The 24,656-nt window shown below is 74.2% G+C and carries 16 protein-coding genes; 6 read left to right on the top strand and 10 right to left on the bottom strand.

The genetic code is table 11. From position 1 onward, the window contains the following. Positions 1–118 precede the first annotated feature (118 nt). Positions 119–9,670, bottom strand: coding sequence for a non-ribosomal peptide synthetase (locus IE312_RS08590; protein WP_189979940.1), 9,552 nt, complete (start codon positions 9,668–9,670; stop codon positions 119–121). 195 nt (positions 9,671–9,865) lie between these two features. Here IE312_RS08590 and IE312_RS08585 point away from each other — a divergent pair, with 195 nt between their 5' ends. The 3 genes from IE312_RS08585 (at position 9,866) to IE312_RS08575 (ending at position 11,805) form a co-directional block, all read left to right on the top strand. Further along, positions 9,866–10,102, top strand: a complete 237-nt coding sequence (locus IE312_RS08585; protein ID WP_189979938.1) for an MbtH family protein — start codon at positions 9,866–9,868, stop codon at positions 10,100–10,102. Next, on the top strand, positions 10,089–11,114 hold the full coding sequence (sbnA, locus tag IE312_RS08580) for a 2,3-diaminopropionate biosynthesis protein SbnA (RefSeq protein WP_229899348.1): 1,026 nt from the start codon (positions 10,089–10,091) through the stop codon (positions 11,112–11,114). Before IE312_RS08585 ends, sbnA begins: the two co-directional genes overlap by 14 nt. Before the next feature lie 229 nt (positions 11,115–11,343). After that, on the top strand, positions 11,344–11,805 hold the full coding sequence (locus tag IE312_RS08575) for a hypothetical protein (RefSeq protein WP_189979935.1): 462 nt from the start codon (positions 11,344–11,346) through the stop codon (positions 11,803–11,805). A gap of 65 nt (positions 11,806–11,870) precedes the next feature. Here the strand turns inward: IE312_RS08575 and IE312_RS08570 are convergent, their stop codons facing one another. From IE312_RS08570 to IE312_RS08550, 5 genes are all read right to left on the bottom strand, one after another. Beyond that, positions 11,871–14,777, bottom strand: a complete 2,907-nt coding sequence (locus IE312_RS08570; RefSeq protein ID WP_189979933.1) for a helix-turn-helix transcriptional regulator — start codon at positions 14,775–14,777, stop codon at positions 11,871–11,873. 103 nt (positions 14,778–14,880) lie between these two features. After that, on the bottom strand, positions 14,881–15,090 hold the full coding sequence (locus tag IE312_RS08565) for a hypothetical protein (RefSeq protein ID WP_189979931.1): 210 nt from the start codon (positions 15,088–15,090) through the stop codon (positions 14,881–14,883). A 38-nt stretch (positions 15,091–15,128) separates the two neighbouring features. Further along, positions 15,129–18,335, bottom strand: coding sequence for a type 2 lanthipeptide synthetase LanM family protein (locus tag IE312_RS08560; RefSeq protein WP_189979928.1), 3,207 nt, complete (start codon positions 18,333–18,335; stop codon positions 15,129–15,131). Between the two features lie 197 nt (positions 18,336–18,532). After that, complete coding sequence (locus IE312_RS08555; protein ID WP_189979927.1) at positions 18,533–18,823, bottom strand: hypothetical protein; 291 nt, start codon at positions 18,821–18,823, stop codon at positions 18,533–18,535. 177 nt (positions 18,824–19,000) lie between these two features. Then, positions 19,001–19,456: a WD40 repeat domain-containing protein gene (locus tag IE312_RS08550; protein ID WP_229899432.1), complete on the bottom strand. Its 456-nt coding sequence runs from the start codon at positions 19,454–19,456 to the stop codon at positions 19,001–19,003. A 570-nt stretch (positions 19,457–20,026) separates the two neighbouring features. Here IE312_RS08550 and IE312_RS08545 point away from each other — a divergent pair. The 3 genes from IE312_RS08545 to IE312_RS08535 are packed head-to-tail and all read left to right on the top strand — an operon-like array spanning position 20,027 to position 22,585. After that, positions 20,027–20,992 (top strand): endonuclease/exonuclease/phosphatase family protein, encoded by a 966-nt coding sequence (locus IE312_RS08545; protein ID WP_189979925.1) that lies wholly within the window; start codon positions 20,027–20,029, stop codon positions 20,990–20,992. Positions 20,993–21,050: 58 nt separating this feature from the next. After that, positions 21,051–22,280: a M4 family metallopeptidase gene (locus tag IE312_RS08540; protein WP_189979924.1), complete on the top strand. Its 1,230-nt coding sequence runs from the start codon at positions 21,051–21,053 to the stop codon at positions 22,278–22,280. Then, positions 22,277–22,585 (top strand): protealysin inhibitor emfourin, encoded by a 309-nt coding sequence (locus IE312_RS08535; protein WP_189979923.1) that lies wholly within the window; start codon positions 22,277–22,279, stop codon positions 22,583–22,585. Before IE312_RS08540 ends, IE312_RS08535 begins: the two co-directional genes overlap by 4 nt. A gap of 13 nt (positions 22,586–22,598) precedes the next feature. Here the strand turns inward: IE312_RS08535 and IE312_RS08530 are convergent, their stop codons facing one another. The 4 genes from IE312_RS08530 to IE312_RS39265 all read right to left on the bottom strand — a co-directional run. Then, a complete protein-coding gene (locus IE312_RS08530) occupies positions 22,599–22,931 on the bottom strand; it encodes a DUF3140 domain-containing protein (RefSeq protein ID WP_189979922.1) in 333 nt (110 codons plus the stop codon). 6 nt (positions 22,932–22,937) lie between these two features. Beyond that, positions 22,938–23,168: a hypervirulence associated TUDOR domain-containing protein gene (locus IE312_RS08525; protein ID WP_189979921.1), complete on the bottom strand. Its 231-nt coding sequence runs from the start codon at positions 23,166–23,168 to the stop codon at positions 22,938–22,940. Positions 23,169–23,317: 149 nt separating this feature from the next. Next, complete coding sequence (locus tag IE312_RS08520; protein ID WP_189979920.1) at positions 23,318–24,211, bottom strand: SDR family oxidoreductase; 894 nt, start codon at positions 24,209–24,211, stop codon at positions 23,318–23,320. Further along, a partial coding sequence (locus IE312_RS39265; protein WP_229899347.1) for a DUF1990 domain-containing protein occupies positions 24,208–24,656 on the bottom strand: 449 nt, incomplete at its 5' end. The genes IE312_RS39265 and IE312_RS08520, both read right to left, overlap by 4 nt.

Here is a 24,656-nt window from a genome sequence, read left to right as displayed (position 1 = left end):
GGGGAGTGGGCCGGCCGGCCCCCCACTCCCCCGCCCGACCGCGCGTGGAGAGGGGAACGCGCGAACGTCCGCCCGCCGCCCCCGAGGGGGTGGCGGGCGGACGTGCCGGGCCCGGGGTTCAGCGGTCCTCGCCCTCCTCCGCGAGCAGGGCGGCGACCTCCTCGTCCGTCAGCTCGGCGATCTGCGCCTCCAGTGCCTCCAGCACGACCTGGCTCAGGGCCGCCACCGTGGTGGCCTCGAAGAGGCGGCGCAGCGGCAGTTCCACATCGAAGACGGCGACCAGCCTGGCGAGCACCCGGGTGGCGAGCAGCGAGTGGGCGCCCAGGACGAAGACGTCCTCGTGGACGCCGATCCGCTCGATGCCGAGGATGTCCGCCCACACCTCGGCCACGATCTCCTCGGTCGGGTTGCGGGGTGCCTCGTAGACGCGTTCGAGCAGCTCACCGTCGAGGGCGGGCTCCGGCAGGGCCTTGCGGTCCACCTTCTTGCTGGTGGTCAGCGGCAGCTCGGACAAGGTCGTCCAGAGCGAGGGCACCATGTACGAGGGCAGCCGCTCGCCGGCCCACTCGCGCAGCTCGGCGACGTCCGGGCCACCGCTGCCGCGCGGTACCAGGTAGGCGACCAGTCGCCGGTCGCCCGGCCGGACGTCACGGGCGACGACGGCGACCTGGCGCAGGCCGGGGTGCTGGGCCAGCACCGCCTCGATCTCGCCCAGTTCGATGCGGAAACCGCGGAGCTTGACCTGCTGGTCGATCCGGCCGAGGAACTCGATGGTGCCGTCGGCGAGGTACCGGACCAGGTCGCCGGTCCGGTAGAGCCTGCCGCCGGGCACGTCGCCGAAGGGGTCGGGGACGAACTTCTCCGCGGTGAGCCCGGGGCGGCGGTGGTAGCCGCGGGCCAGCCGGACACCGGCGAGGTGGAGTTCGCCCGGCACCCCGGCCGGTACGGGGTCACCGGTGCTGTCCAGTACGTAGGCCCGGGTGCCCGGGACGGGGCGGCCGATCGGCAGCGCGGCCTCGCCACGGCCCGGCGGGGCCGCCGGCACGGGGTGCAGGACGCAGGTGACGGTCGCCTCGGTCGGGCCGTAGTTGCACAGGAACCGGCCGGGCAGGCCGGTGGCGGTCCAGGCGAGGGCGTCGTCCACGGTGACCACGTCGCTGCCGACGTTCATCAGTTTCAGGCCGCTCAGCCGTTCGTCGCCGGGCCGGACGTGCTGCATCACCTCACGGTAGTAGGCGGGGGTGATCTCCATGACGGTGATGCCGTGTTCGGCGACGCGTGCGGGGAGTTCGGCCGGGCTCCAGAACAGCGGATCGGCGACGACGACGGTCGCGCCGGCCAGCAGGGTGGCGGCCGTCTGGTCCATCGCCACGTCGAAGGTGAGCGCCGACAGCAGCACCACCCGGTCACCCGGCTCGATGCCGTAGGCGTCGGCGATCACGCGGCAGTGGTGGGCGTAGGAGCCGTGCTGGATCAGCACGCCCTTGGGCTGCCCGGTGGAACCCGAGGTGTAAATCATGTACGCCAGCTGGTCCGGAGCGGCCTGCGGCGGCGGGTTCCCGTCCGGGCGCGCGGCGATCCGTTCCGCCTCCGCGTCGACCAGCACCAGCCGGCCGCGGGCGACGGCGGAGAGCCGCTCGGCGAACCGGCCGGTGCTCAGTACGGCCCCGGCGTCCAGGTCGTCCAGCATGAACGCCAGCCGCTCCGCCGGGTGTTCGGGATCGATCGGCACGTAGACCCCGCCCGCCTTGAGCACCGCGAGCAGCGCCACCACGACCTCGGTCCCGCGCTCCATGCAGACCGCGACCGGGCGTTCCGCGCCGACACCCAGCGCGCGCAGGTGGTGGGCCAGCTGGTTGGCCCGGGTGTTGAGCTCGGCGTAGCTGAGCGAGGCCGGTCCGAACGCGACGGCGACCGCGTCGGGCGACTGAGCGGCACGGCGCTCGAACAGGTCCGGTACGCAGGCCGCGGGCAGCTCGGTGCCGGCCGGGTTCCAGCCGTGCAGCAGCTGCTGCCGCTCGTCGTCGGTGAGGATCTCCAGGCGGCTGAGCGGTGTCTCGGGCCGCGCGGTGGCGGCACGCAGCACGGTCAGGTAGTGCCCGGCCATCCGTTCGACGGTGGTGCGGTCGAACAGCGCCGTGGCGTACTCGAACAGGCCCTGGAGACCGCCGTCGGCGCGGCGGCCCAGCGAGAGGGTGAGGTCGAACTTCGCGGTCCGCCAGGGCGAGGGGACCCGCTCGACGGTCAGGCCGTCGAGCCGCAGCGGGGTGCTCTGGAGGTGCTGCAGCTCGAACATCACCTGGAACAGCGGGTTCCGCGACAGGTCCCGGTCCGGCTGGAGTTCGTCGACCAGGCGCTCGAAGGGCAGGTCCTGGTGGCTGTAGGCGGCGACCACGTCCTGGTGGACGCGGTCCAGCAGCATCGCGAAGGCCGGGTCGTCGCCGAGGTCGGCGCGCAGCACCACGGTGTTGACGAAGGTGCCGACCACGTCCTCCACCTCGGGCCGGGTCCGGCCCGCGGTCGGGGTGCCGACGCTGACGTCCGCCTGCCGGGTGTACCGGGCGAGCAGCACGTCGAAGGCGGCGAGCAGCACCACGAACGGGGTGACCGCCCGGCGGCGTGCCAGGTCCTCCACGGCCTCGGCGAGTTCGTCGGGAACCGTGAGGGTGAGGAGGTCGCCGCGCGGGTCGCGGACGGCCGGGCGCGGCCGGTCGGTGGGCAGCTCCAGCGGGGTGAGTCCGGCGAGCCGCTCCCGCCAGTGGGCGAGTTGGGCCTCCGGGAGCTCACCGCGCGACCAGCGGTCCTGCCAGGCCGCGAAGTCGGCGTACTGCACCGGTGGGGCGGCCGGCGGGCCGTCGCCGGTGAGCCGGGCCCGGTAGAGCTGCCCGAGGTCACGGGTCAGCAGGCCCTGGGACCAGCCGTCCACGGCGATGTGGTGGGCCGTCAGGGCGAGGAGGTGCTCCTGCTCGCCGACCTTGACCAGCAGGGCACGCAGCGGTGGTTCCCGGTCGAGGCGGAACGGCCGGGCGGTCTCGGCCCGCACCAGTTCCCCGGCCCGAGCGGCGGCCTCGTCCGCCGGCAGGTCCGAGAGGTCCACCGGCGCCGCGCCGAGGGCGACCACCGGGTCGATCACCTGTACCGGCTCGCCGCCCGGCGCCGGATAGCGGGTGCGCAGCACCTCGTGCCGGGCTGCCAGGTCGTCGAGTGCGCCGGCCAGTGCGGCGGTGTGCAGCGGCCCGCGCAGGCGCAGGACCAGTGGCACCAGGTATTCGGTGCTGCCGGGCTCGAGCTGGTCGAGGAACCACATCCGGCGCTGGGCGGAGGAGAGCGGCAGCGCACCGTCGCGCGGCACCGGCAGCACCGCTCCGGCCGGGTCGGCGGGCCGGGCGTCCGGGGCGGTGGCCAGCTCGGCCAGGGCGGCGACGGTGCGGCGGGAGAAGATCTCGGCGACCGGGATCTCGATGCCGAAGGCCGCCCTCAGCCGGAAGACCAGCCGGGTGGCGAGCAGCGAGTGGCCCCCGAGGGCGAAGAAGTCGTCGAGCGCGCCGATCCGCTCGCGGCCCAGCAGTTCGGCGAAGACGCCGGCGACGGTCTGCTCGGCGGGGTCACGCGGTGCGAGGTACTCCCCGGCCGCGGGCAGCCCGGCCAGTCCGGGCAGTGCCGCGAGGTCCACCTTGCCGCTGGCGGTGAGCGGCAGCACGGCGAGGACCCGCAGCACGGCCGGCACCATGGCGTCCGGCAGCCGGGCCGCCAGATGGGCCCGCAGCACGGCCGGATCGGGTTCGACGCCCTCGACGGGGACGACGTGGCCGACCAGTTGCTGGTCACCGTAGACGCCGACGGCCGCCGCGGCGACCGAGGGGTGTTCGCAGAGCACGGCCTCGATCTCGCTGGGCTCGACGCGGATGCCCCGCAGCTTGACCTGCCGGTCGAGCCGGCCGAGGTACTCCAGCGTGCCGTCGGTGCGGCGCCGGACCCGGTCCCCGGTGCGGTAGAGCCGCTCGCCCGGGGCGACCGGATGCGGACTGGGGACGAAGCGCTCGGCGGTGAGGTCGCCGCGGCCGAGGTAGCCCCGCGCCAGACCGGTGCCGGCCACGCACAGCTCGCCCGGGACGCCGTGCGGGACCAGGCCGCCGTCCGGGTCGAGGACCAGGATCCGGGTGTTGTCGATCGGGCGCCCGATGGCGACGATCTCGCCGGCCTCCCGGCCGTCGTAGCGCCAGGAGGTCACGTCGATGGCGCACTCGGTGGGGCCGTAGGTGTTGACCAGGGTGACCGGGAGCAGGGCGAGCAGCCGGTCGCAGAGTTCCACGGGCAGCGGCTCGCCGGCGCAGAACACCAGCCGCAGCGTGCCGCAGTCGCGCAGCCCGGGCTGCTGGACGAGCAGTCGCAGTACGGACGGCACGAGTTGCAGCACGGTGATCCGGTGCTCGGCCACCGCCCGCACCATGGCGGCCGGGTCGCGCGGCACGCCGTCGGCGGCGACCACCACCGTCGCGCCGCAGACCAGGGGTGCCAGGAACTCCCAGACGGAGGCGTCGAAACCGACCGTGGTCTTCTGCAGCACCCGGTCCCCCGGGCCGAGGCCGTGTTCGCGTACCGTCCACGACACCCGGTTGCGGATGGCCTCGTGGCTGATCAGGACGCCCTTGGGGCGACCGGTCGAGCCGGAGGTGTACACCAGGTAGGCGGCTGCGGCGGGGTCGAGCGGCGGGAGTGCGGCGGCCGGCCGCCCGGCCGGTGCCGGCCCGCTCGGCTTCGGCTCCTCGTCGAGGAGTACGAGCCGTAGGGCGCCGTCGGGGAGTTCCCCGCGGATCCAGGACTGGCTGATCAGCACGGGGGCGCCGCTGTCGGCGAGTACGTGGGCGCGGCGCTGCGCCGGGTGCGCGGGGTCGACCGGAACGTAGGTGCCACCGGCCCGGAGCACGCCGAGCAGGGCGGTGACCAGGTCGGCGTCCCGGCGCAGGCAGACCGCGACCGGAGTCTCCGCGCCCACTCCGACGGCGCGCAGGCGGTGAGCCAGCCTGGTCGCCCGGGCGTCGAGTTCGGCGTAGGTCAGGGTGTGCTCGGCGAAGACGACGGCGGGCGCGTCGGGGGTGCGGGCGGCCTGCTCGGAGAAGAGCTCGGGCAGGCAGCGGGCGGGCGGTTCCACGGTGGTGTCGTGCCGGCCGTGCACCAGTGCCCGGCGTTCGGCGGCGTCCAGTGCCTCGATCCGGTCGAGCGGCAGGTCGGGGTCGCCGACCGCCTCGGCGAGCAGACGGCCGTAGTGCTCGGCCATCCCTCGTACGGTGGCGCGGTCGAACAGCGCGGTGGCGTACTCGAAGCCGCAGCGCAGGGTGCCGTCGGCCTGCGGCTGCACCGACACCGTCAGGTCGAACTTGGCGGCGGGCCAGGAGACGGCGAGCTGTTCGACCCGGAGGCCGGGCAGGGTGAACGCCTCGCCCTGGGGCGGGCGCAGCTCGAACATCACCTGGAAGAGGGGGTTGCGGGACAGGTCGCGCTCGGGCGCCAGCTCCTCGACGACGCGTTCGAACGGCACGTCGGCGTGGGCGTAGGCGTCGAGCGCCGAGTCGCGGACGCGGGCGAGGAGTTCGGCGAAGGTGGGCCGTCCGCTCAGGTCGCCGCGCAGCACCAGGGTGTTGGCGAAGAAGCCGATCAGCGGTGCCGTCTCGGAGCGGCTGCGGCCGGAGACGGCGGTGCCGACCGCGATGTCCCGCTGGCCGCTCCACCGGCCGAGCAGCGCGTAGCAGCCGGCGAGCAGCACCATGAACGGGGTCGCGCCATTGCGACGCGCCAGTTCCTCGACCGCGGTCGCGAGTTCGGCGGGCAGCTCGACGGCGAGCCGGTCGCCGCGCGGGTCCCGCAGGCGCGGACGGCGGCGGTCGGTGGGCAGCTCCAACGGGGCCAGACCGGTCAGCCGTTCCCGCCAGTGCCCGAGCCGGGCGGCGAACTCCTCGGTGGCGGCGTGCTCGCGCTGCCAGCGGGCGAAGTCCGCGTACTGGACGGGCAGGGGTTCGACGGCTTCGCCGGCGTAGTGCCGCGCCAGCTCGTCGGCCAGCACCTCGACCGACCAGCCGTCGCAGACGATGTGGTGCAGGGTCAGGGCCAGCACGTGGTCGTCGGCGCCGATGCGCAGCAGCATCGCGCGGGCCGGGGGGCCGGCCGCCAGGTCGAACGGGACCTCCAGGTCGGCGCGGATCAGCCGCAGCGCCTCCTCCTCGGTCGCCGCCCGCTCGGTCAGGGGGATGCGGGCGCCGGGGTCGACAAGCTGGACCGGTTCGCCGTCGCGCTCCGCGTACCGGGTGCGCAGCACCGCGTGGCGCTCGGCCAGGGCGGCCAGTGCGCCGGTCAGCGCGGGCCGGTCGAGCGGGCCGCGCAGCCGCAGTGCGATCGGCACCAGGTAGTCGGTGGCGCCGGGCGCGAGGCGGTCGAGGAACCACAGGCGCTGCTGGGCGAAGGAGAGCGGCAACGGCCCGTCCGTGCCCGCCGGGGTGATCGGCGCCTGGCCGCCGGCGGTGGCTGCGGCCAGGACCTCGGCGAGCCGGGCCACGGTGCCGGCCGCGAACACCTGCGCCAGCGGCACCTCGGCCGAGAGCACCTGCCGGAGCCGGAAGGCGAGCCGGGTGACCAGCAGGGAGTTGCCGCCGAGGGCGAAGAAGTCGTCGTGCACGCCGACCTCGTCCAGGTCGAGCAGCTCGCACCAGAGGGCGGCGATCGCCTGCTCGAGCGGGGTGCGCGGCGCGACCCGGTCCCCGGCCGGGTCCAGGCGGGCGCCGGCCGGGTCGGGCAGCGCCTTGCGGTCCACCTTGCCGCTGGCCGTGTGGGGCAGCTCGGGCAGCACCACGTAGAGCGCGGGCACCAGGTAGGCGGGGAGCAGCCGCTCCAGGTGGGCGCGGAGTTCGGCCACCCGCGGCCGGTGCCCGCCGGCCGGCACCAGGTAGGCGACCAGCCGGGCCGCGTCCGCCGTGCCGTGGGCGGCCACCGCGGCCTCCAGCACCTCGGGGTGTTCGGCCAGGGCGGCCTCGACCTCGGCCGGCTCGACCCGGAACCCGGCGACCTTGATCTGGGTGTCGACGCGGCTGACGAACTCCAGGAGGCCGTCGGAGCGGTGCCGGACCAGGTCGCCGCTGCGGTAGAGCCGGGCACCGGGGACCTTGGCGTACGGGTCGGGGACGAAGCGCTCGGCGGTGAGGTCGCCGCGTCCCCGGTAGCCGCGGGCCACCTGGAGGCCGCCGATGTACAGCTCGCCGACGGCGCCCGGCAGCACCGGCTCCAGCTCGGCGTCCAGTACGTACAGGGTGGTGTTGTCGATCGGCACGCCGATGCCCATCGGGCCCTGGTCGAGCTCGCACACCGGGAGGGCGAGGGTGGCGCAGCCGACCGTGGTCTCGGTCGGGCCGTACTCGTTGAACACCACGGTGTTCGGGGCGTGCCGCCGCCACGGCTCCAGCATCGCGCCGGTGAGCTGTTCGCCGCCGAGCACCAGGTGGGCCGTCGCGGTGCGCAGCGCCGGCACAGGCAGTTCCCGGCCGAGCGGCCCGAGATGGGTCGGGGTGAGTTTCAGCAGGCCGAAGGAGTCCCGGCTCAGCAGCCGGACCAGGCCGTCGAGGCCGGGCGTGCCGTCGTCCGGGGTGAGGGTGACGGCGGCGCCGGTGAGCAGCGCGGGGTAGAGCGAGGTGACCGGCAGGTCGAAGGCGACCGAGGAGTACAGGGCGGTGCCGGCGCCCTCGTCGAGGTAGGTCCGGGCGGACCAGCGCACGTAGTTGACCACATTGCGGTGGGTCACCATGACGCCCTTGGGCTCCCCCGTGGAGCCCGAGGTGTAGATGAGGTACGCGAGGTTGTCCGGCCCCGCGCCGCTGCCGGGTCCGGTCTCCCGCTCCCCGTCCCCGACGGTCAGCACCGTCCCGGTCCAGCCCCGCGCCGACTCGTCGTCGCCGACGAGCAGTTCGGCGCCCGCCCGGTCGAGCAGCCGGGAGCGCCGCAGCGGGGGGTGGTCGGGCGCCAGCGGCAGGTAGCCGGCGCCGGCCTTGAGCACGGCGAGCAGGGCGACCACCAGCTCCGGTCCCCGGCGCAGGCAGACGCCCACCAGGCTCTCCGGTCCCACCCCGTGTTCCCGCAGCCGGTGCGCCAGCAGGTTCGCGCGGCCGTCGAGCTGCCGGTACGTCATCTCGCCGCCCGGCCAGCGCAGCGCGACCGCCCCAGGGGTGCGCCCGGCCTGCTCGGCGAACAACTCGTGCAGGCAGCGCTCGGGCAGCGGTACGGCGGTCTCGTTGAACTTCTCGACGACGGCCAGCCGGTCCTGGTCGGTCAGCAGCCCGACGCGGTGCAACGGACGGTCCGGGTCGGCCAGTACGGCGTCGAGCAGCACCCGGAAGGCGTCGGCCAGCCGCTGCGCGGTCGCCCGGTCGAACAGCGCGGTGGCGTACTGCAGCCGGGCGTTGAGCCGCCCGTCGGGCAGGACGTCGGTGTCCAGCACCAGGTCGAACGGCGAGCCGGTCAGCGGAGTGCGGACCAGCTCGCAGTCGAGACCGGGCAGCGCGATCGGTTCCGGCGGCGCCGTGCGCAGCGAGAAGGACACCTGGAAGAGCGGGTTGCGGGCGAGGTCACGCTCCGGCGCCAGCTCGTCCACCACCAGTTCGAACGGCGTACCGGCGTGGCTGAGGGCGGCCAGCGTGTTCGCCGCGACCCGGCCGAGCAACGTCCGGAACGACGGCTCGCCGCTCAGATCGCCGCGTACGACCACCGTGTTGACGAACAGACCGATCAGCCGCTCGGCCGCGGGCAGGCCGCGGCCGGCCACCGGAGTCCCGACCGCGATGTCCCGCTGTCCGCTGAACCGGGACAGCACCGCCTGGAACACGGCGAGCAGCACCATGAACCGGGTCGCCCGGCTGCTGCGGGCGAGCAGGTCCACCCGTGCCATCAGTTCGGCCGGCAGCTCGAACCGGACGGCGTCGCCGGCTCCGTCCCACACAGCCGGACGGGGCCGGTCGGTGGGCAGCTCCAGCGGCGTCAGCCCCGCCAACGCGGTGCGCCAGTGGTCCAGCCCGGCCGCCAGCCGCGGGCCGGTGAGCCGCTCCGCCTGCCAGTCGGCGAAGTCGGCGTACTGCAGGTCGAGCGGTGCGAGGGCGGCCGGGCCGCCACCGGTGCGCTCCCGGTAACCGGCCGCCAGCTCGGCCCCGAGCACGTGCCAGGACATACCGTCGAAGGCGATGTGGTGGACCACCACGAGCAGCAGGTGGTCCGCGGGACCCATCCGGGCCAGCACGGCCCGCAGCGGGGGCTGCCGGGCCAGGTCGACCGGGAGCCGCAGCTCCTCCTCGATCAGCCGGACCAGCCGAGCCTCCCGTTCGGCGGTCGGCAGGTCGCCGAAGTCGCACTGCCGGAAGGGAAGTTCGCCCTCAGGAGTGATCAGTTGCAGCAGCCGGCCGGCTTCCTGCCGGTAGCCGGTGCGCAGCACCTCGTGCCGCTCGACGACGGCGGTGAGCGCACCGAGCAGCGCGCCGGTGTCCAGATCGCCCCGGATCCGCAGCGCCAGCGGGAGCAGGTAGTCGGGGGTGCCCGGCCGCAACTGGTCCAGGAACCAGAGCCGTTGCTGCGCGAACGACGCGCTGCGGGGCGCTCCGGCCGTGCTGTCCGTGCCGCCACGGCTGTCGTCGATCTCCACCGGCCACCTCCACGGGTCCTCACGGACGCGCACCGCGCCCCAGCGAAGCCTGCTGGCGGGCGCGAGCGCGGCACCAGGGACACAAGGGCAGGGCGGGGTGCCGTTCCTGCTGCCCGTTTGTCTCTTGCCGCCCTTCCCCGGCGCCCGGCAGGCTCGCCCCGTCGCAGTGCCGAACCCCGAGGGCAGGAGGGCCTGATGGCCGAGGAAGCCGTCGACACCCGTAGCTACCTGGTCGTGCTCAACGACGAGGAGCAGTACTCCATCTGGCTCGCCGACCGCGAACTGCCGCTCGGCTGGCGGTCCGAGGGCACCCACGGCAGCCGGGAGGAGTGCCTGGCGCACATCGGGACCGTGTGGACCGACATGCGGCCGCTGAGCCTGCGCCTCCGGATGGACGGCGTCGCCGCCGGCGGGACCCGTGCGACCCTCTGACACCGCGCCCGTCGGCGTGCTGCAGACCGTGGGCCGCACGCCACTGGTCGAGTTGACCAGGTTCGACCCGACCGCCCCCTTCCGCCTGTTCGCCAAGCTGGAGGCGCACAACCCCGGCGGCTCGATCAAGGACCGCTCCGCGCTGGAGCTGCTGTGCGGGGCCATCGGCGAGGGCCGGGTGATTCCCGGGCGGACGGTCGTGGTCGAGTCCAGCTCGGGCAACCTGGGCATCGGACTCGCGCAGGCCTGCGGGTACTTCGGGGTCCGCTTCATCTGCGTGGTGGACCCGCGCGCCAACCGCCAGAACATCGCCATCATGCGCGCGCTGGGCGCCGAGGTGGAGGTGGTGACCACCGTCGACCCGGTCAGCGGCGAGTACCTGCCGGTACGGATCCGCCGGGTGCGTGAGATCATCGCCGGCACGGAGCACGCCTACTGCCCGGACCAGTACGCGAACCCGCTCAACCCGCGCTCGCACCACGCGACCATGCGGGAGATCTGCGAAGCCCTGCCCGGCGGCCCGGACTACCTGTTCTGCGCGACCAGTTCGTGCGGGACGCTGCGCGGCTGCGCCGAGTACGCGCGGGAGCGACGGCTCCCGGTGACCATCGTGGCCGTCGACGCCGAGGGCAGCGTCATCTTCGGGCGCGAGCCCGCGCCCCGGCTGATCCCCGGCCACGGTGCGGCCGTGCGCCCGGCGCTCCACCAGGACGGCCTCGCGGACACGGTGGTGCACGTCAGCGACCTCGACTGCGTGGTCAACTGCCGCCGGTTGGCACACCGCGAGGCCATCCTGGCCGGCGGCTCGGCAGGCGCGGTGCTCGCCGCCGTCCAGCGGCTGGGCGACCGGATCCCGGCCGGGGCGACCTGCGCGGTGATCCTCCCCGACCGGGGCGAGCGCTACCTCGACACGATCTACGACGACCACTGGGTGGCGACACACTTCGGCGACGTCGCCCACCTGTGGAAACAGCACGGTCCGGTGACCGAGGAGGCGACCTGCCGGTCCTGAGGGTGGGACAGGACCGGCAGGTTCGGGACGGTGCCGGCAGGTGACCGAGGTGGGGAGCCGAGCCGGCCGTGCCGGACGCGGGCGGCCGTGGTCGGCCGGCAAGGGCGGTGAGCCGATCGCGCGCCGCCACGGTGGACCGTATGGCGCCGGGGGGCCGCGAGCCGGTGGCCGGGCGAATCAGCGGCCCGGCCCCTGGTCTCGCGGCCTGCAGCTGGATCCTCGGCGGCGGTTGGATACCCGGCTACGGCTGGGCGCTCGGCCCAGCGGCTCGACCCGCGGCGACGGCTGGACCCGCGCCCGGCAGCTGGACCCACGGCAACGGCTGCACCCGCTCCGCGACCGGCCCGGGACACCGCTGCCGCCGCACCTGTCACCGCGCGACCTCGGCCCGGAGGCCATCCTGTCCAGTGTCCACATCGCCGACGACGGTGACCACGTCTGCCACCGGTCCACCTCACCGCACCAGCCGGCCGAGGAGCGATCCGGTCAGCGCGACCTCGTCGCCGACTCGATCGGCGCCATCCTCACCGGCGGCCGGCACGAGGGCCGCCCCGCCGCGCCCCTCACGGTCTTCTCGCCGTTCGCCCTGGGCGTGCTGGACCTGGCCGTGGCCGACCTGGTCCGCCACCGGGCGCGGGAGGAGGGTCCCGGCCCCGACGCCCTCGACTGCCCCCCGCCCCGGGCAGGGTGAGCGACGGCTCGGCCGTGGCGGAGGACGGACCGAGCGGCCGGCGGCACGGGCGGTGGTACGCGCGGTCAGTCCGCGCACAGCGACCGGGCGAGGCGGCAGAGTTCCGCCCGGTTCGCGCTGCCGGTCTTGTGGAGCAGGCTGGCGATGTGCTTCTCCACCGTGCGGGGCGAGATGGACAGCCGCTGGGCGACGTCCTGGTTCCCGAGGCGCTCCACGAGCAGCGCGAACACGTCGAACTCCCGCGGTGTCACCCCGACCGACCGCAGCCCCTCGGGGATGAGCTCCCGCCCGGTGCGCCGCTGCGCGACCGGTACGCCCGCCTGCCGGATCAGCGACCGGCAGGCACCGGCGACGGAGCGGACACCGGCCTGGTGGAAGTATTCCTCGGCGGTCCGCAGCCAGGCGACGGGCTCGCCCCAGCCGTCCGCGAGGGCCGCCTCGGCGACCAGCCGCAGCCCGAGGTGACGGCCGGTCGGGAAGCCCCGGAACTCCTGCTGCGCCCGGTCCACCCGTGCGGTGGCCTCCCCGCCCCGGCCCTCCCTGCCGAGCAGCACGGCGTCGGCCAGCACCAGGAACTGCCGGTTCCAGGCCAGCGCGGCGGCCGGCGCCGCCAGGGCCGCCGTGTACGCCGTACGGTCGGCGGCGCCGCCGACGACGGCCAGCAGCGGGCCGAGGCCGTACCGTCCGCTCAGGTAGAACACGTTGGGGTGCCGGTCCTCCCAGTCGGCCGCGGCGGCCAGCTCGTCCAGCGCCTGGGCGCGGTTCTCCTCCAGCAGGGCGCAGAACGCCCGGCACAGACCGAGCAGGACCGGCATGAGGAAGGAGGTGGACTCGTCGGCCTTGTCGAACCGGAGCAGTTCCCGCTCCATCTGCCGCCGCCGGCCCTGATGGGCGGCGAGGGTGGCCGCCACCAGCAGCAGGTAGCGGTGGCCGCCGAGGTTGCGCATCCGGGCGCTCGGCTCCAGACAGCGGTCGATGATCTCCTGTGCGGCGGGGAAGTCGGCGCGCTGCACGGCGTCCATCGCCAGCAGACCCTCCGCGTGCTGGACCAGGGCGAGGGCGCCCAGGTCGCGTGCGGCGTCCCGCGCCTCCCGTATGCGACGCGCGTCACCGCTGCGCAGGAAGGCGTTGGCACCGAGCCGCAGCAGCGCCTCCACCCGCCAGACCGGCAGGCTGTGCTCCTCCGCGACGGCGAGCATCCGTTCCAGGCAGGTGTCCGCGTCGTCGAAGCCGCGCTCGCGAGCCAGCAGGGCGAGCAGCTGCCAGGCCTGACAGGCCACGACCGGCAGTTTCTCCCGCTCGGCGACCTCGGCCGCCTCGCGGGCCAGCCGCTCGGTCCCGGCCGTCTCCGCGCCGTGCCCGGGGAGCAGCGCCAAGTGGGCCTCGATGACGGCCAGCGCGGCGGTGTGCCGCGGGTCCGACGGGTCGCCGAGCTGCGCGCGGGCGGCGGCCACCTGCGCCAGGGTGTCGGCGGCGCGTTCGGAGATCACGGCGGCCCAGGCGAGCCTGGTGTGCAGGGCGACCCGGCGTTCGATGCTCAGCGCGTCCGCTCCCGCGTCCGGCAGCGACTCGGCCAGCGCCAGTGCCTGGTCCAGTTGGCCCGCCTCGGCGGTCGCGTGCACCAGTGACTCGGTGACGGCGGTGCGGTCGGCCGGTGCCGCCAGTGCGCGGGCCCGTTCCAGCAGGCGCACGGCGGTGGCCGAGGCACCGCCGGCGAGCGCCCGCCGGCCGGCTTCGGCGTAGAGCAGCGCCGCTCCCGCCTCGTCGCCGCCCAGCAGCCGCAGCCGCGCCACCAGCTGGCAGCGGTCGTCGGAGACCGCCGGGTCGGCGGCCAGGACGGCTTCGGCCGCCCGGCGGGCGATCACCGCCCGCTCGGCCGGCGCCAGCCCGGCGAGCAGCGCTTCGGCGGTGAGCGCGTGCCGGAAGGCGTACTGGTCGACCGCGGTGGGGTCGGGGACGACGAAGCCCGAGTCGGCCGCGGCGGCCAGCTGGTCGAGCAGCAGCCGTACGCCGTGTCCGGTGATCAGTTCCAGGGTGCCGATCGAGAACCCGGTGCCCAGGGTGGCGGCGAGCAGCAGCAGGTCGCGCACCTGGGGATCGAGCTGCGCCAGCCGCTGCCGCAGGCCGCTGACCACGCTGACCGGAACGGCGGCCGCCAGGTCGCCGGTGACCTGCCAGCCGCCGCCGTCGCGGCGCAGCGCTCCGGAACCGACCATCTCGGCGAGCAGTTCCTCGACGAGGTACGGGTTGCCGTTGCTGAGCGTGCTCAGCCGCTCGACCACGGCGGCGGGCACCTGCTCGGCCCGCAGGCCCAGGCAGCCGGCCGCGAGCGCGCCGACCTGGGACGTGCCGAGCGGCTTGAGGGTGGCCAGGGAGGCGACGCGGCGCCGCTCGGCGCCCCGGGCCAGCTCCAGGGCGGCACCCGGCTCGGGCCGTAGTGTGGCCGCCAGCAGGACCGGCAGCCCGGCCAGGTTGTCGACCAGGTAGTCCACCACGGCGATGGTCTCCGAGTCGGCCTCGTGCAGGTCCTCCAGGACGAGGAGGCAGCCGCGGTCCCGGCCGAGCACGGCGAGCAGCCGCAGCACGGCCTCGGCCAGCTCCACCGCGCTCTCGGGATAGCCGGGGACGGCGGTGTGCCGCCACTCCGGGATGATCCGGCCCAGGGCCGGCCGGTAGGGCTCCAGTTCCGGCTCCTCGGGCACGCCCGTGACCCGGAAACGGGAGTTCAGCGCCTCGATGAGCGGGCGGTACGGCATCCCGGCACTGGTCGGGCTGCCGCGCCCGCGCAGCACCGGCAGGCCGAGCGACTCGGCCTGGCCGACGCACTCCCCGGCCAGCCGGGACTTGCCGATCCCCGCCTCCCCCACCAACAGGACCGCATGTCCCGCCCCCTCCTGAAGGTCAGTCAGTACACTTTTGAACAGCCCGAGTTCGGTCGCGCGGCCGATGGTGATCGGGGCAGTAGTGTGCACCCGCGCAGGCTACCCGTGCCGCACTCGCGCTGAGTAGAGAGCTCCTCGGGAACGACGATCACGCTTCGCCGCGGCAGCCCGCCGCTGCCGACCGGCGGGCCGTTCAGCCGCGCTCGTCGTGGAGTTCCATGCTGACGGAGGTCCACGGGCTGGTGCTGGTCCCGCGGAACGTCGCTGCCGAGCCGAGCAGTTGGGAGCGGCGGCCGAGCCCGCCGCCGCTGCGCAGCCGGATGCTGCCCGCCGGGTGGTCGGTGCCGGCGCCGAGCGGGGCGGTGGGCTGCTTCCGGAGCTGGACGAGGTCGGTGCTGTTCATCAAGGGGTTCCTTCCACTGATGTTCTCGGTGGTACGTGTCAGGTGGCGCGGAGTCCGGCACCGGGGGTTCCGGAGCCGTGTACGGCTACGGCTCCGGCCAGGAGCCGGGGCGGGACGGGTTCGGGATCCGGCACCCGCAGCAGCAGCGGCGGAGGGACCGGACCGGGGAAGCCCAGCCGCAACAGGCCGAGGCCGTGGCCGGCCAGGCCGGTGAGCAGACCGGGGGTGGTGAGCGGACCGGGGGCGGTGCTGCCGCCGGCCTCGGGAAGTCGGCCGTGCCGCACGGCACCGGCGGCCCGCGCGCGGAGCACCGCGCCGGCCGCTGTCCGGTGCGGCAGCTCCAGCAGGCCCCACTCACCGTGGCAGAGGCTGCCGTCCGGCACCGGTCCGGCGTCCGCGAGGCGCCCCACGGCCGTGGCGACGGCCGCCGACAGCGCCGGATCCGCCATCGCCGCGGAGCGGTCGGCGACCGCCAGCGCCACTCCCGACGCGCCGTTGCACCAGGACAGGTCGGCGCCCGCGGCCGGCGACACGGCCACGGCGGACCGCAGCGCGGCCAGCCCTGCCCGGCGGTACTGCTCGCCGCCCCCGGAGGCAGCGAAGCCGAGCAGCGCCCAGCCAACTCCGGCGGCGCCGGTGGCGAAGCCCGGTGCGGCCGGGACGGGCTCACCGGCGAGCCGGTCGGCGCAGGCCGCCGCGCCATGCCGGAGGCCGGCCGACGGGTACGTCCGGTGTGCGGCCAGCAGTGCGGCGAGGCCGCCCGCCGTACCGTCGAGCAGGCCGACCGCCCGCTCGGCCCCGGCGGCGCGGACGGTCAGCGCGGCCGCGGGTTCGACCAGGGCACGCAGCTCGGCGTCGTCCAGCACGGTCGAGACCCGGGTGAGCGCGTACAGGATGCCGCCGAGCCCGGCGAAGCCGCCGGAGCCGACCGTGCCGAGATCCTCGTCCGGGAGCGCGGCGAGCCGGTCCAGCAGCCGTGGCAGCGGGCGCAGCGCGTCGCGTGCCGTCCCGGCGTAGCGGTCCGCACCGGTGAGAGAGGCCAGCTGGGCGAGGAAGAGGGCGATTCCCGAGTACCCGTGCCCCAGGTCGGCACCGCACGGCCCGAGCCTGCGGTACCGCTCACCGAGCAGTTCGACACCCAGCCAGTTCGCCCGGCCCCGGCCCCGGTGGGCCTGCCGGACCAGCAGGTCACCGAGCTCCCGGGCGGCACCGAGCAACCGGCCGGTGGCCGGCGACCCGGTCTGCCCGGCGGCGTGACCGGTCGCCTGCGCATCCGGTCCCCACGGGTCCGCGGCCCACTCCCCCGACTCCGCCTGACCAGCCGCCCGCGCACCCGACTCGGCCTGACCGGCGGGTCGCTCCCGCGACTGCACCTGACCAGCCGCCGGCTCCCGCGGCTCACCCTGACCGACGGCCCACTCCCCCGGCCTCACCCGACCAGCGTCCGGCGCGCCCGTCTCCGCCGGCCGGGGGCCGGGGACCGCGGCGGGATGTGCCGGTGTCGCCGTCCGGCAGGCCAGCGCCGTCCGGATGATGCGCTCCTGCGCGGCGAGGTCGGCCTCGTCCATCGACGCGAGGCGCACCGCCACCCGGTCCAGTCCGGACCGGTCGAGTGCGCCGGGGATGCGGGCACCGGTGCCGCTCCACAGGTCGGTCCGACCGGGGCGCGCGGTGAACACCGGGACGTCGCCGTCCCACAGCTCGGCGATCTCGTGGTCGAGCAGTCCCGGCCAGCCCTGGTCGTCGACCGCGTCGGTGCCGAGCAGCCGCAACAGTGCCTCCCGGTCGCCCGGGTCCCGTAACGCGTCGGGGTGGGTGGCCTCGGCGAGGACGGTCACGTAGACCTGGGTGGCCCGGGTCACCACCCGGACCTCGTCGTCGGCGAAGCGGCGCAGCAGGCCCGACAGTTCGTGCCGGTGCGTCGTGAGCGTGCGGTAGCCCGCTCGGAAGCCGGCCACCAGCGCCTCCGTGTGCGCTGCGGGCTCGGCTTCCACGCCGGCCAGCCGGGGGCGGTTGGCCCCGGGGCGGAACGCGCCGGGCCGGCGGACCAGCCGCATGGCGTCGGTGCCCGCGGCCTCCCAGCCGGCCGTCTCGACCGGCGAACGGCGGTCGGCGCCGCCGCCGAGGCCGGAGAGGTCCAGCGCGTCCCCGTCCCCGAGCACCAGCTGGGGCAGCAGACCGATCCGCTGCACGGAGGCGTCCAGCGCACGGCCGGCCGGGTCGTCGTCGGCGGGGTCCTCGGGCAGCGGCGGGTGGAAGAGCGTCTCCAGGTCGACCAGCACCGGGTGGTCGGCGCAGGCGATCAGGTTCTCGTGGTGCAGGTCGGTGAGGTCGAGTGCGTGGGCGAGCGCGAGCAGCACGCCCAGGCGCCGGTAGAACAGGTCCAGTTCGGCCCGCGAGGCACAGGGGCGGGCTTCGATCAGCTCCGACCAGCCGTGGTCCGGGCGGGTGAGCAGGGCCGGTGTGCGCAGTCCGGGTGTCTGTGCGCGGGCGTTGCACCAGTCGACCAGTTCGGCGAAGTGGCGGTCGGCCGCGAGCGGGCGGGGCTTGTACACCACCCGGCGGGTGTCGGCGAAGCGCAGCACGGCGACCCGGCGTCCGCGCCGGTGCGCGTCGCCGGCGGCGCGGTCCACGGCGACCAGCGGGCCCGGGTCGCGTCCGGCCAGCAGCCGCGCGACCAGCTCGGCGCGGTCCTCGGCGTAGCGGTTGAGCAGCTCGGCCATGGCCGCGACGGCGTTCACGCAGTGGCGCCCGACGAGTTGGGCCAGCAGGGGGTACTCGGTGAACAGCCGGACGAGGCCGGCCCTGGTCCCGGTGACGGCGACGAAGTCACGGAACCTGGCCTGCGGGGTCGCGCCCGCCAGGCGTCCCTGCAGCCGGGCCGCCTGGAGTTCCAGCACCAGCGCGCGAGCCGCCATGCCGCCCAGAGCGGCAGCCGTGGTCTCGGTGAACTCCCCGATGAGCGCGTCCCGTTCGCTCGTCCGCCCGACGTCCGGGGCGAGCGCCGCGAGCAGCCGCCGCCCGGCCAGCTCGGCGAGCGGCGCGAGTACGACGGCGAAGCCGGCCGTGCCGGGAAGCGGCCCGACGGGTGCGACCGGGTCGCCGGGCGCGCCGGCGAGGGCGGCCTCGACGAAGGCGGCGGCATCGCGGTCCCGCGGCTCCTGGGACTGCGTCGGCGCCAGACCCCGGAACGACCCGGGGGTGGCGGCCGGTCCGGCTGCCGCGAGCGCATCGTTGGCGGTCACGGCGCGAAGCCTGTCAGCCGGTGCGGTGGCGGCGCAAGAGCCGGAATTCTGCCGGAAATACCCTGGCGGAACTGGCGTCGCCGGTGGTTGGCGAGAGGTTCCGGCCGCCCTGTTCCCGCTGCGCCCCAGGGCCGCTCACCCTGCACGAGTGCGACGGGAAGGTCTCGTTCACCGTCTCCCGCCGAACCGCCGCGGACTCACCCGTCCGGGTTCAGCTCGTCGTGGACCATCTCGACCAGGTTCTGGGCTTCGGGCGTGTGAGGGTCGGGCGACACCTCGTAGTACCCGCCCAGGGTCATGATGACGTCCTTTCCGGCGCCGTCGTGCTCGCGCCGGGTGTCCTCCCCTTCCTCGGACGCCTCGGGCTCGGCCGACAGCCACCACCAGATCCTGCTTCGGATCTCGTCCTTGGTGAGCGGGCCGTCCAACGTGATGTCCTTGCCCCGGACCTTCGCCGTGATTCTCGCCGCGTCCGCGCCGGTAGCCATGTGCCGTTGCTCCCTTGTCCGAAGCGGACGTCGTCCGCCGTCTTGTGCCGGTCACTGCAGCGGCTACCCCCCGAAGGCAGTGTCCCATCGTGCCAACCGGACATCCGGCCGAAGTGAAGCGGGCAGTGGCGGCGATGTCGGTGAGCGGGCCCATGCGAGCGGGGACCTGGGCGGCGGCTATGCGCCCGTGCACGTGCGTACTTGGTCCCGGGTCCGGCCGGGGAGATAGCGGGAGCGCTCGTGCTCGGTGAGGTCCCGGTGAAGGGCGCGGCAGATCCCGTCGTTCGCCTGGCCCGGCCGGGGCAGGCTCAACTCCCAGCGCTGCACCGTGCCGTCGACGCCACCCGCGGCGAACCCGTGCCGATCAGGACTGAAGGCAACGGCGGAGACGGGCTGCCGGCGCCCGCTCAGCGTGGCACGGACGGTGCGCGTCGCCACGTCCCACAAGCGCACCGTGCCGTCGTCGTGCCCGGCGGCGCGCGTACGGCCGTCACCGCTGAACGTCACCGCGGACGCCAGGTCGGTGAGTACGGCGCGGCTCGCACCGGTGGTCACGTCCCACAGGCGCAGCTTGCCGTCCGCGCCCGCGGAGACGAGCGTGTGCCCGTCGGGGCTGAAGGCCAAGGACGCCACCACGGCTGCCAACGCTCACCTGCCGCGTTTTCGGTCAAGTCCGGGGTGGCCCATGCGCCTTGAAGTTCTGTTTCACCCCGTGGGAGGGGGGTGTGCAACATCGCACCGGCCCGGAATCCTGGAACCCGGTCTGCGCCGCACCACGGGGGGCGGCGCAGGCCACCGACGGTCTCCCGGGCTGATACACCGGCCTCGCCGTGGGGCCTCCGTCGACGGGGCCCTCGCACACGTGCCGCGGTCGTACGGCGAGACCTCCCGTTCGTCGGGCCGCAGACCGCGGAGTGTCCGCAGTCCGTACAGGGCCGGCAAGGGCGCCGCCGGTGACGCCGCCGCCGAAGATCACGCAGGTGCCACGGGCACCGTCGGCGGTGATGGAGCGCAGGCCGCACGGAACCGCCTGCGTTTGCCAGGCGGGGCGGGCGGCAGGAAACTGTTCGTATCAGCGTGGTCCTGCCACCGCGGAACGGGGCCGGCAGGGCCGACGCTTCCCCTACCGCCGTCACTCGTGCACACCGTGCTGCCTCTCGCGGCGGGGCCGTAACCGACGTCCCGATCCTCTCGGGAGGGGCCGTGACAACGCTGCGCCTGGCCACGTTCAACGTCGAGAACCTCTTCGCCCGCTGGCGGTTCAAGGAAGGTGTCGACCCCGCGACCGCCAACTCACGCGGCTGGATCGTCGACCAGACCCATTTCGAAGAACTCGGCATGGACGACAAGGCCATCACCGGAGCCGCGGTACGCGAGATCCAGGCCGACGTGCTGTGCCTGGAGGAGGTCGAGAACGTCGACACCCTCAAGCATTTCCGTGCGCAAGCGCTCGGCGGACGCGCCCAGTACCCCTACGTCGCAGGAGTCGACGGCAACGACCCGCGGCTGATCGACGTGGCCGTGCTCTCCAAGCTGCCGATCACACGGATCCGCTCCTACCAGCACCTCATGGACCCGGAGAGCCCCACCGAGCCGCTTTTCTCCCGTGACTGTCTCGAGGTCGACATCGAAGTCGGCCCCGACGCCGGGCACGACGGAACGACGTCGGTCACGCTCTTCGTCAACCACTTCAAGTCCATGCTCGGCGGACGTGCCCAGACCCGCGGCAGACGTCAGCGCCAGGCGGCGAAGGTGAAGGAGATCGTCGCCGGCCGCTTCGGAACCGAGGCGCCGGGTGAACACCCGTTCGTGGTGCTGGGTGATCTCAACGACTACCTGGAAGCGGATGGCGACGGTGCGTCGGGCATCGACCAACTCGTCACCTGGGACCAGGTCGAGAACGTGGTCGCCCGCCTGCCCCAGGACGAGCGCTGGACCCATTTCTGGGACGGCGGCGACGAGTACCGGCAGTTGGACTACATCCTGCCCGCCACCTCGCTGGCCCTGGCGGCCCCCCACGCCCTGCCGGAGATCTTCCGCAAAGGGATGCCACTGCGCGCCGTCAAATACACCGGCCCCCGCTTCCCCGGCGTGGGACCGGACAAGCCCAAGGCCTCCGACCACTGCCCCGTCATCTTCGAGCTCGAGTTGCCGCAGATCACAGCATGACCGCCCCGAGCGGGCGACCAGTCCTCGACCGCCGTATCCCTCACCCGGCAGGTGCCCCATGACCACCACCCGTCGCGTCCACTGCATCATCCCCCCGCACCTTCTCGACAAGCTCTTGGAGAGCGACGACAGCGAGGTGCGCAAAGCCGCCCTGGACACCATGCTGACCACGACACGGCTGCGGGGCGAACGAGCGATTCGGGCGTCCTTCATCGGCGCCACCGCGCCCGGCAACGGCCGGCGCACGGTCTTCGACTGCCGGCAGGGCCGTGTCCTGCCCACCGCCACCCTGGTCCGCACCGAAGAGGGCACCGCCTCCCAGGACGCCTCCGTCAACCGTGCCTTCGACGGACTCGGCCTCACCCGGGACTTCTACCATGACGTCCTGCAACGCGACTCCATCGACGGCCTGGGCATGCGGCTGAACGGATACATCCACTTCGACAGGATGTACAACAACGCCTTCTGGGACGGACAGCAGATGGTCTTCGGCGACGGCGACGGACGCATGTTCACCGACTTCACCGGGGCCGTCGACGTCATCGGTCACGAACTCACGCACGGGGTCACGGAGTACACCGCGGGCCTCGCCTACCACGACCAGCCCGGAGCGCTCAACGAATCCATCTCCGATGTCTTCGGCACCTTGGTCAAACAGTGGTCGGCCCACCAGAGCGTCGATGCCGCGGACTGGCTCATCGGAGCGGAAGTGTTCACCCCCGGCATCGACGCCGACGCCCTGCGTTCCCTCAAGGCTCCCGGCGAGGCGTACGACAACCCCGAGTTCGGCAAGGACCCCCAGCCCGCCCACATGAACAAGTACGTCAACCTGCCCAACACCGAACGGGGCGACTACGGCGGAGTCCACATCAACTCCGGCATCCCGAACAAGGCCTTCTACCTCACCGCCACGCGCATCGGCGGATACGCCTGGCAGGCACCCGCCCTCATCTGGTACGAGTCCCTCAAGGCCTCCACCAGTCAGACGCAGTTCCAGGACTTCGCCGACACCACCTACCAGAAGGCCGAAGAGCTCTACGGCGCGGACAGCGCCGAACAACTCGCCGTCCTCGCCGCGTGGCAGGACGTCGGGATCCACATCAGCGGGATCCCCACCGGCATCGCCCGCACCCGCAGCCACACCGCCCGTCACAACGGAGGCGTGGGCCACGAGGACGGAGTGGCGGCTCTGAGCAAGCAGATCAAGGCCCTCACCGCCCAGGTCAAGGCACTGGCCGAGGACGTGACCGCGCTCAAGAGCAGCAACGCGCTCAAGAGCAGCAGATGAAGGTGAGCCTGGCCCGACACGGCGGGCAGGCCGCAGCGATCCGGTTGCAGCAGCCACCCGAGGTCGTGGACACCGACACCCTCCCCCGGTCCGCCGCCACGGAACTGACCCGGCTGGTCGCCGCAGCCACCGCTTCCGCCCCCGCCGTATCGGACCGTCCCGGGCGCGCCCGGGACGCGATGAGCTACACCATCACCGTCCAGGACGACGGCGTCACCACCGACCTCACCCAGTCCGACACGACCATGTCCCCCGAGTTCGCGGCTCTTCTCGACTGGCTGGACAAGCACTTCACCCGGCCATGAGGCGGACCGCTCGTCAGCTCAGTGGGTCGTGGCCCCAGTTCATCAGGGAGTGCCGCCACGTGGTGTCCCGTACGTCGCCGTCGGGCCGCTGGGCCTGGTGGCGGCGGATGTAGCCGACGACCTTGCGCATGTGGAGGTAGTCGTCGTCCGAGAGGTCGCCCTTCTTGGTCCGCAGGATCTCCACGATCCGGCGGCCGGAGGCGTGTCCGGTGGACTCGCCGCCGTCCTTGTGCTGCCCGGCGCTGTGCGACTGGTCGGAGGCGAGCCACTTCTCCAGTTCGGCCGGGGTCATGTTCACCAGCTCATGGAACGTCTTGCCGACCTCTTGGCGCTCGTCGTCGTCCACGTCGGCTCATTTCTTCTTCTTGAGCGCGGACGGCTTGTGGACCGCGGTCCTGCCGGACTTCTCACTGCGTACCTCGTACTGCGGGTCGTCCGGCGAGGCGTCCACCGTGCGGCCCGCGGCCTCGGTCCGTTCGGTGATCTTCTTCTCCACCTCGCCCTCGGCCTGGCTGCCGTGGCTGCGCCAGGTGACGTGATCGCCCTTCTTCAGCTCCTCGCCCGTCTCGCGTTTCTTCGCCATGCGCTTCTCCTTCGTACCGGTGTCGGCGGTGCGTCCCCGCTCCTCCAGCCTGCGGGTTCCCGCGCGATCCGGCGACACGGATGCGGTTTTGCCCGGGCCCGCGCGGCGACGCGGAGCGCTTCCGGTGCCGTTCGTGCCGGGACGCGGGCTCAGCCGGGTCCGCCGTCACCCGGTGCGTCGGCGGTGCGGTCGGCCCGTCCGCCCGCGCCCAGCCTGCCCGTGGCGCGCAGCGGCCGTCCGGCATCCCAGCGGGGCAGCTCGTGACGGGACAGCCGCAGCACCAGCGGCGGCAGGGCCCAGCGCAGGGGCTGGACCAGACGCAGCCACGTCGGGACGTAGACGGTGGTGCTACGGCGCTCGACGGCGCGCGCCAGCCGGGTGGCGACCAGGTCGGCTGGATGGATGCTCCGTACGCCGGGGGGCATGCGCACGCGCAGTCGGTGCAGGGCCGTGCATTCCTCGGCCTCGCGGATCATGTCGGTGTCCGCCCAGGCGGGATAGGCGATGCCCACCGCGATCCCCTCGTGCGCCACCTCGGCCGCCAGGGAGTGGGCGAAGGCTTCCACACCCGCCTTGGAGGCGCAGTAGGCGCTCATCATCGGGGTGGCTCCGAGTGACGCGAGCGAGGCGACTTGCAGGAAGTAGCCCGCCGTCGCCGTCAGATCGGGCAGGAACGCCCGCGCCGTGTGGGCGCTGCCCGTCAGGTTCACGTCGATGACGCGGCGCCACGAGGCGGGAGCCGAGGTGGCGAACGGGCCGCCCTCGGCGATGCCCGCGTTCGCGACGACGGCGGACGGCCGGCCCAGGCGGGCGCGGACCTCGCCTGCCGCGTCGTCCAGCGCCGCCGGGTCGGTGACGTCGACTTCGACCGCCAGCGCCGCCGTGGGCAGGGCCGCGGCCAGGGCGTCCAGCTCGGGTCCCTCGTGGCCGAGCAGTGCCAGGCGTGCCCCGCGCCGGGCCAGTTCGCGGGCCAGGGCCGCTCCGAGCCCGCGGGCGGCTCCGGTGACCACCACGGTCCGGTCCCGGAGCGGACCGGCCGTCACCTGTCGTCCCTGCGCCGGCGCTCCCGGCTCCCGTCCGGCTCACCGGGCCCTCCCGCCGGCGGGCGTACGGGTGCCGTACCGGGGGATTCGAGCCAGCGGGTGCGGATGTGCACGCCGTCCGCCAGCCGGCCCCCCGACGTCGCGACGGCGGACAGGCAGAACCGGACCCACATGTTGAGCTGGATCTCCTTCGCCAGGCGCAGGTGCGAGTACAGGAGGTGCACCAGGCGGCCGGCGGGGCACGCCCAGAGTTCGATCTCGAACACCAGCAGGCCGTCGTCCTCCCGCGCCCGGAACTGCACCTGCCCGGCCTCCATGTGACCGCGCAGGGTCACCAGGTGCAGCCGGCCGGCGTCGCGGTGAACGACCCGGACGGGTCCGTTCCACGGCCCGGGCATCTCCACCAGCAGTTCGTCCCCGACGTCCAGGCCGTGGTCGCGGAGCC

Origin of the sequence: Streptomyces capoamus (assembly GCF_014654935.1) — a bacterium.
Lineage (GTDB): Bacteria > Actinomycetota > Actinomycetes > Streptomycetales > Streptomycetaceae > Streptomyces > Streptomyces capoamus.
Note: the sequence above shows the minus strand (reverse complement) of the source record. Positions and strands in the feature narration are given on the sequence as shown.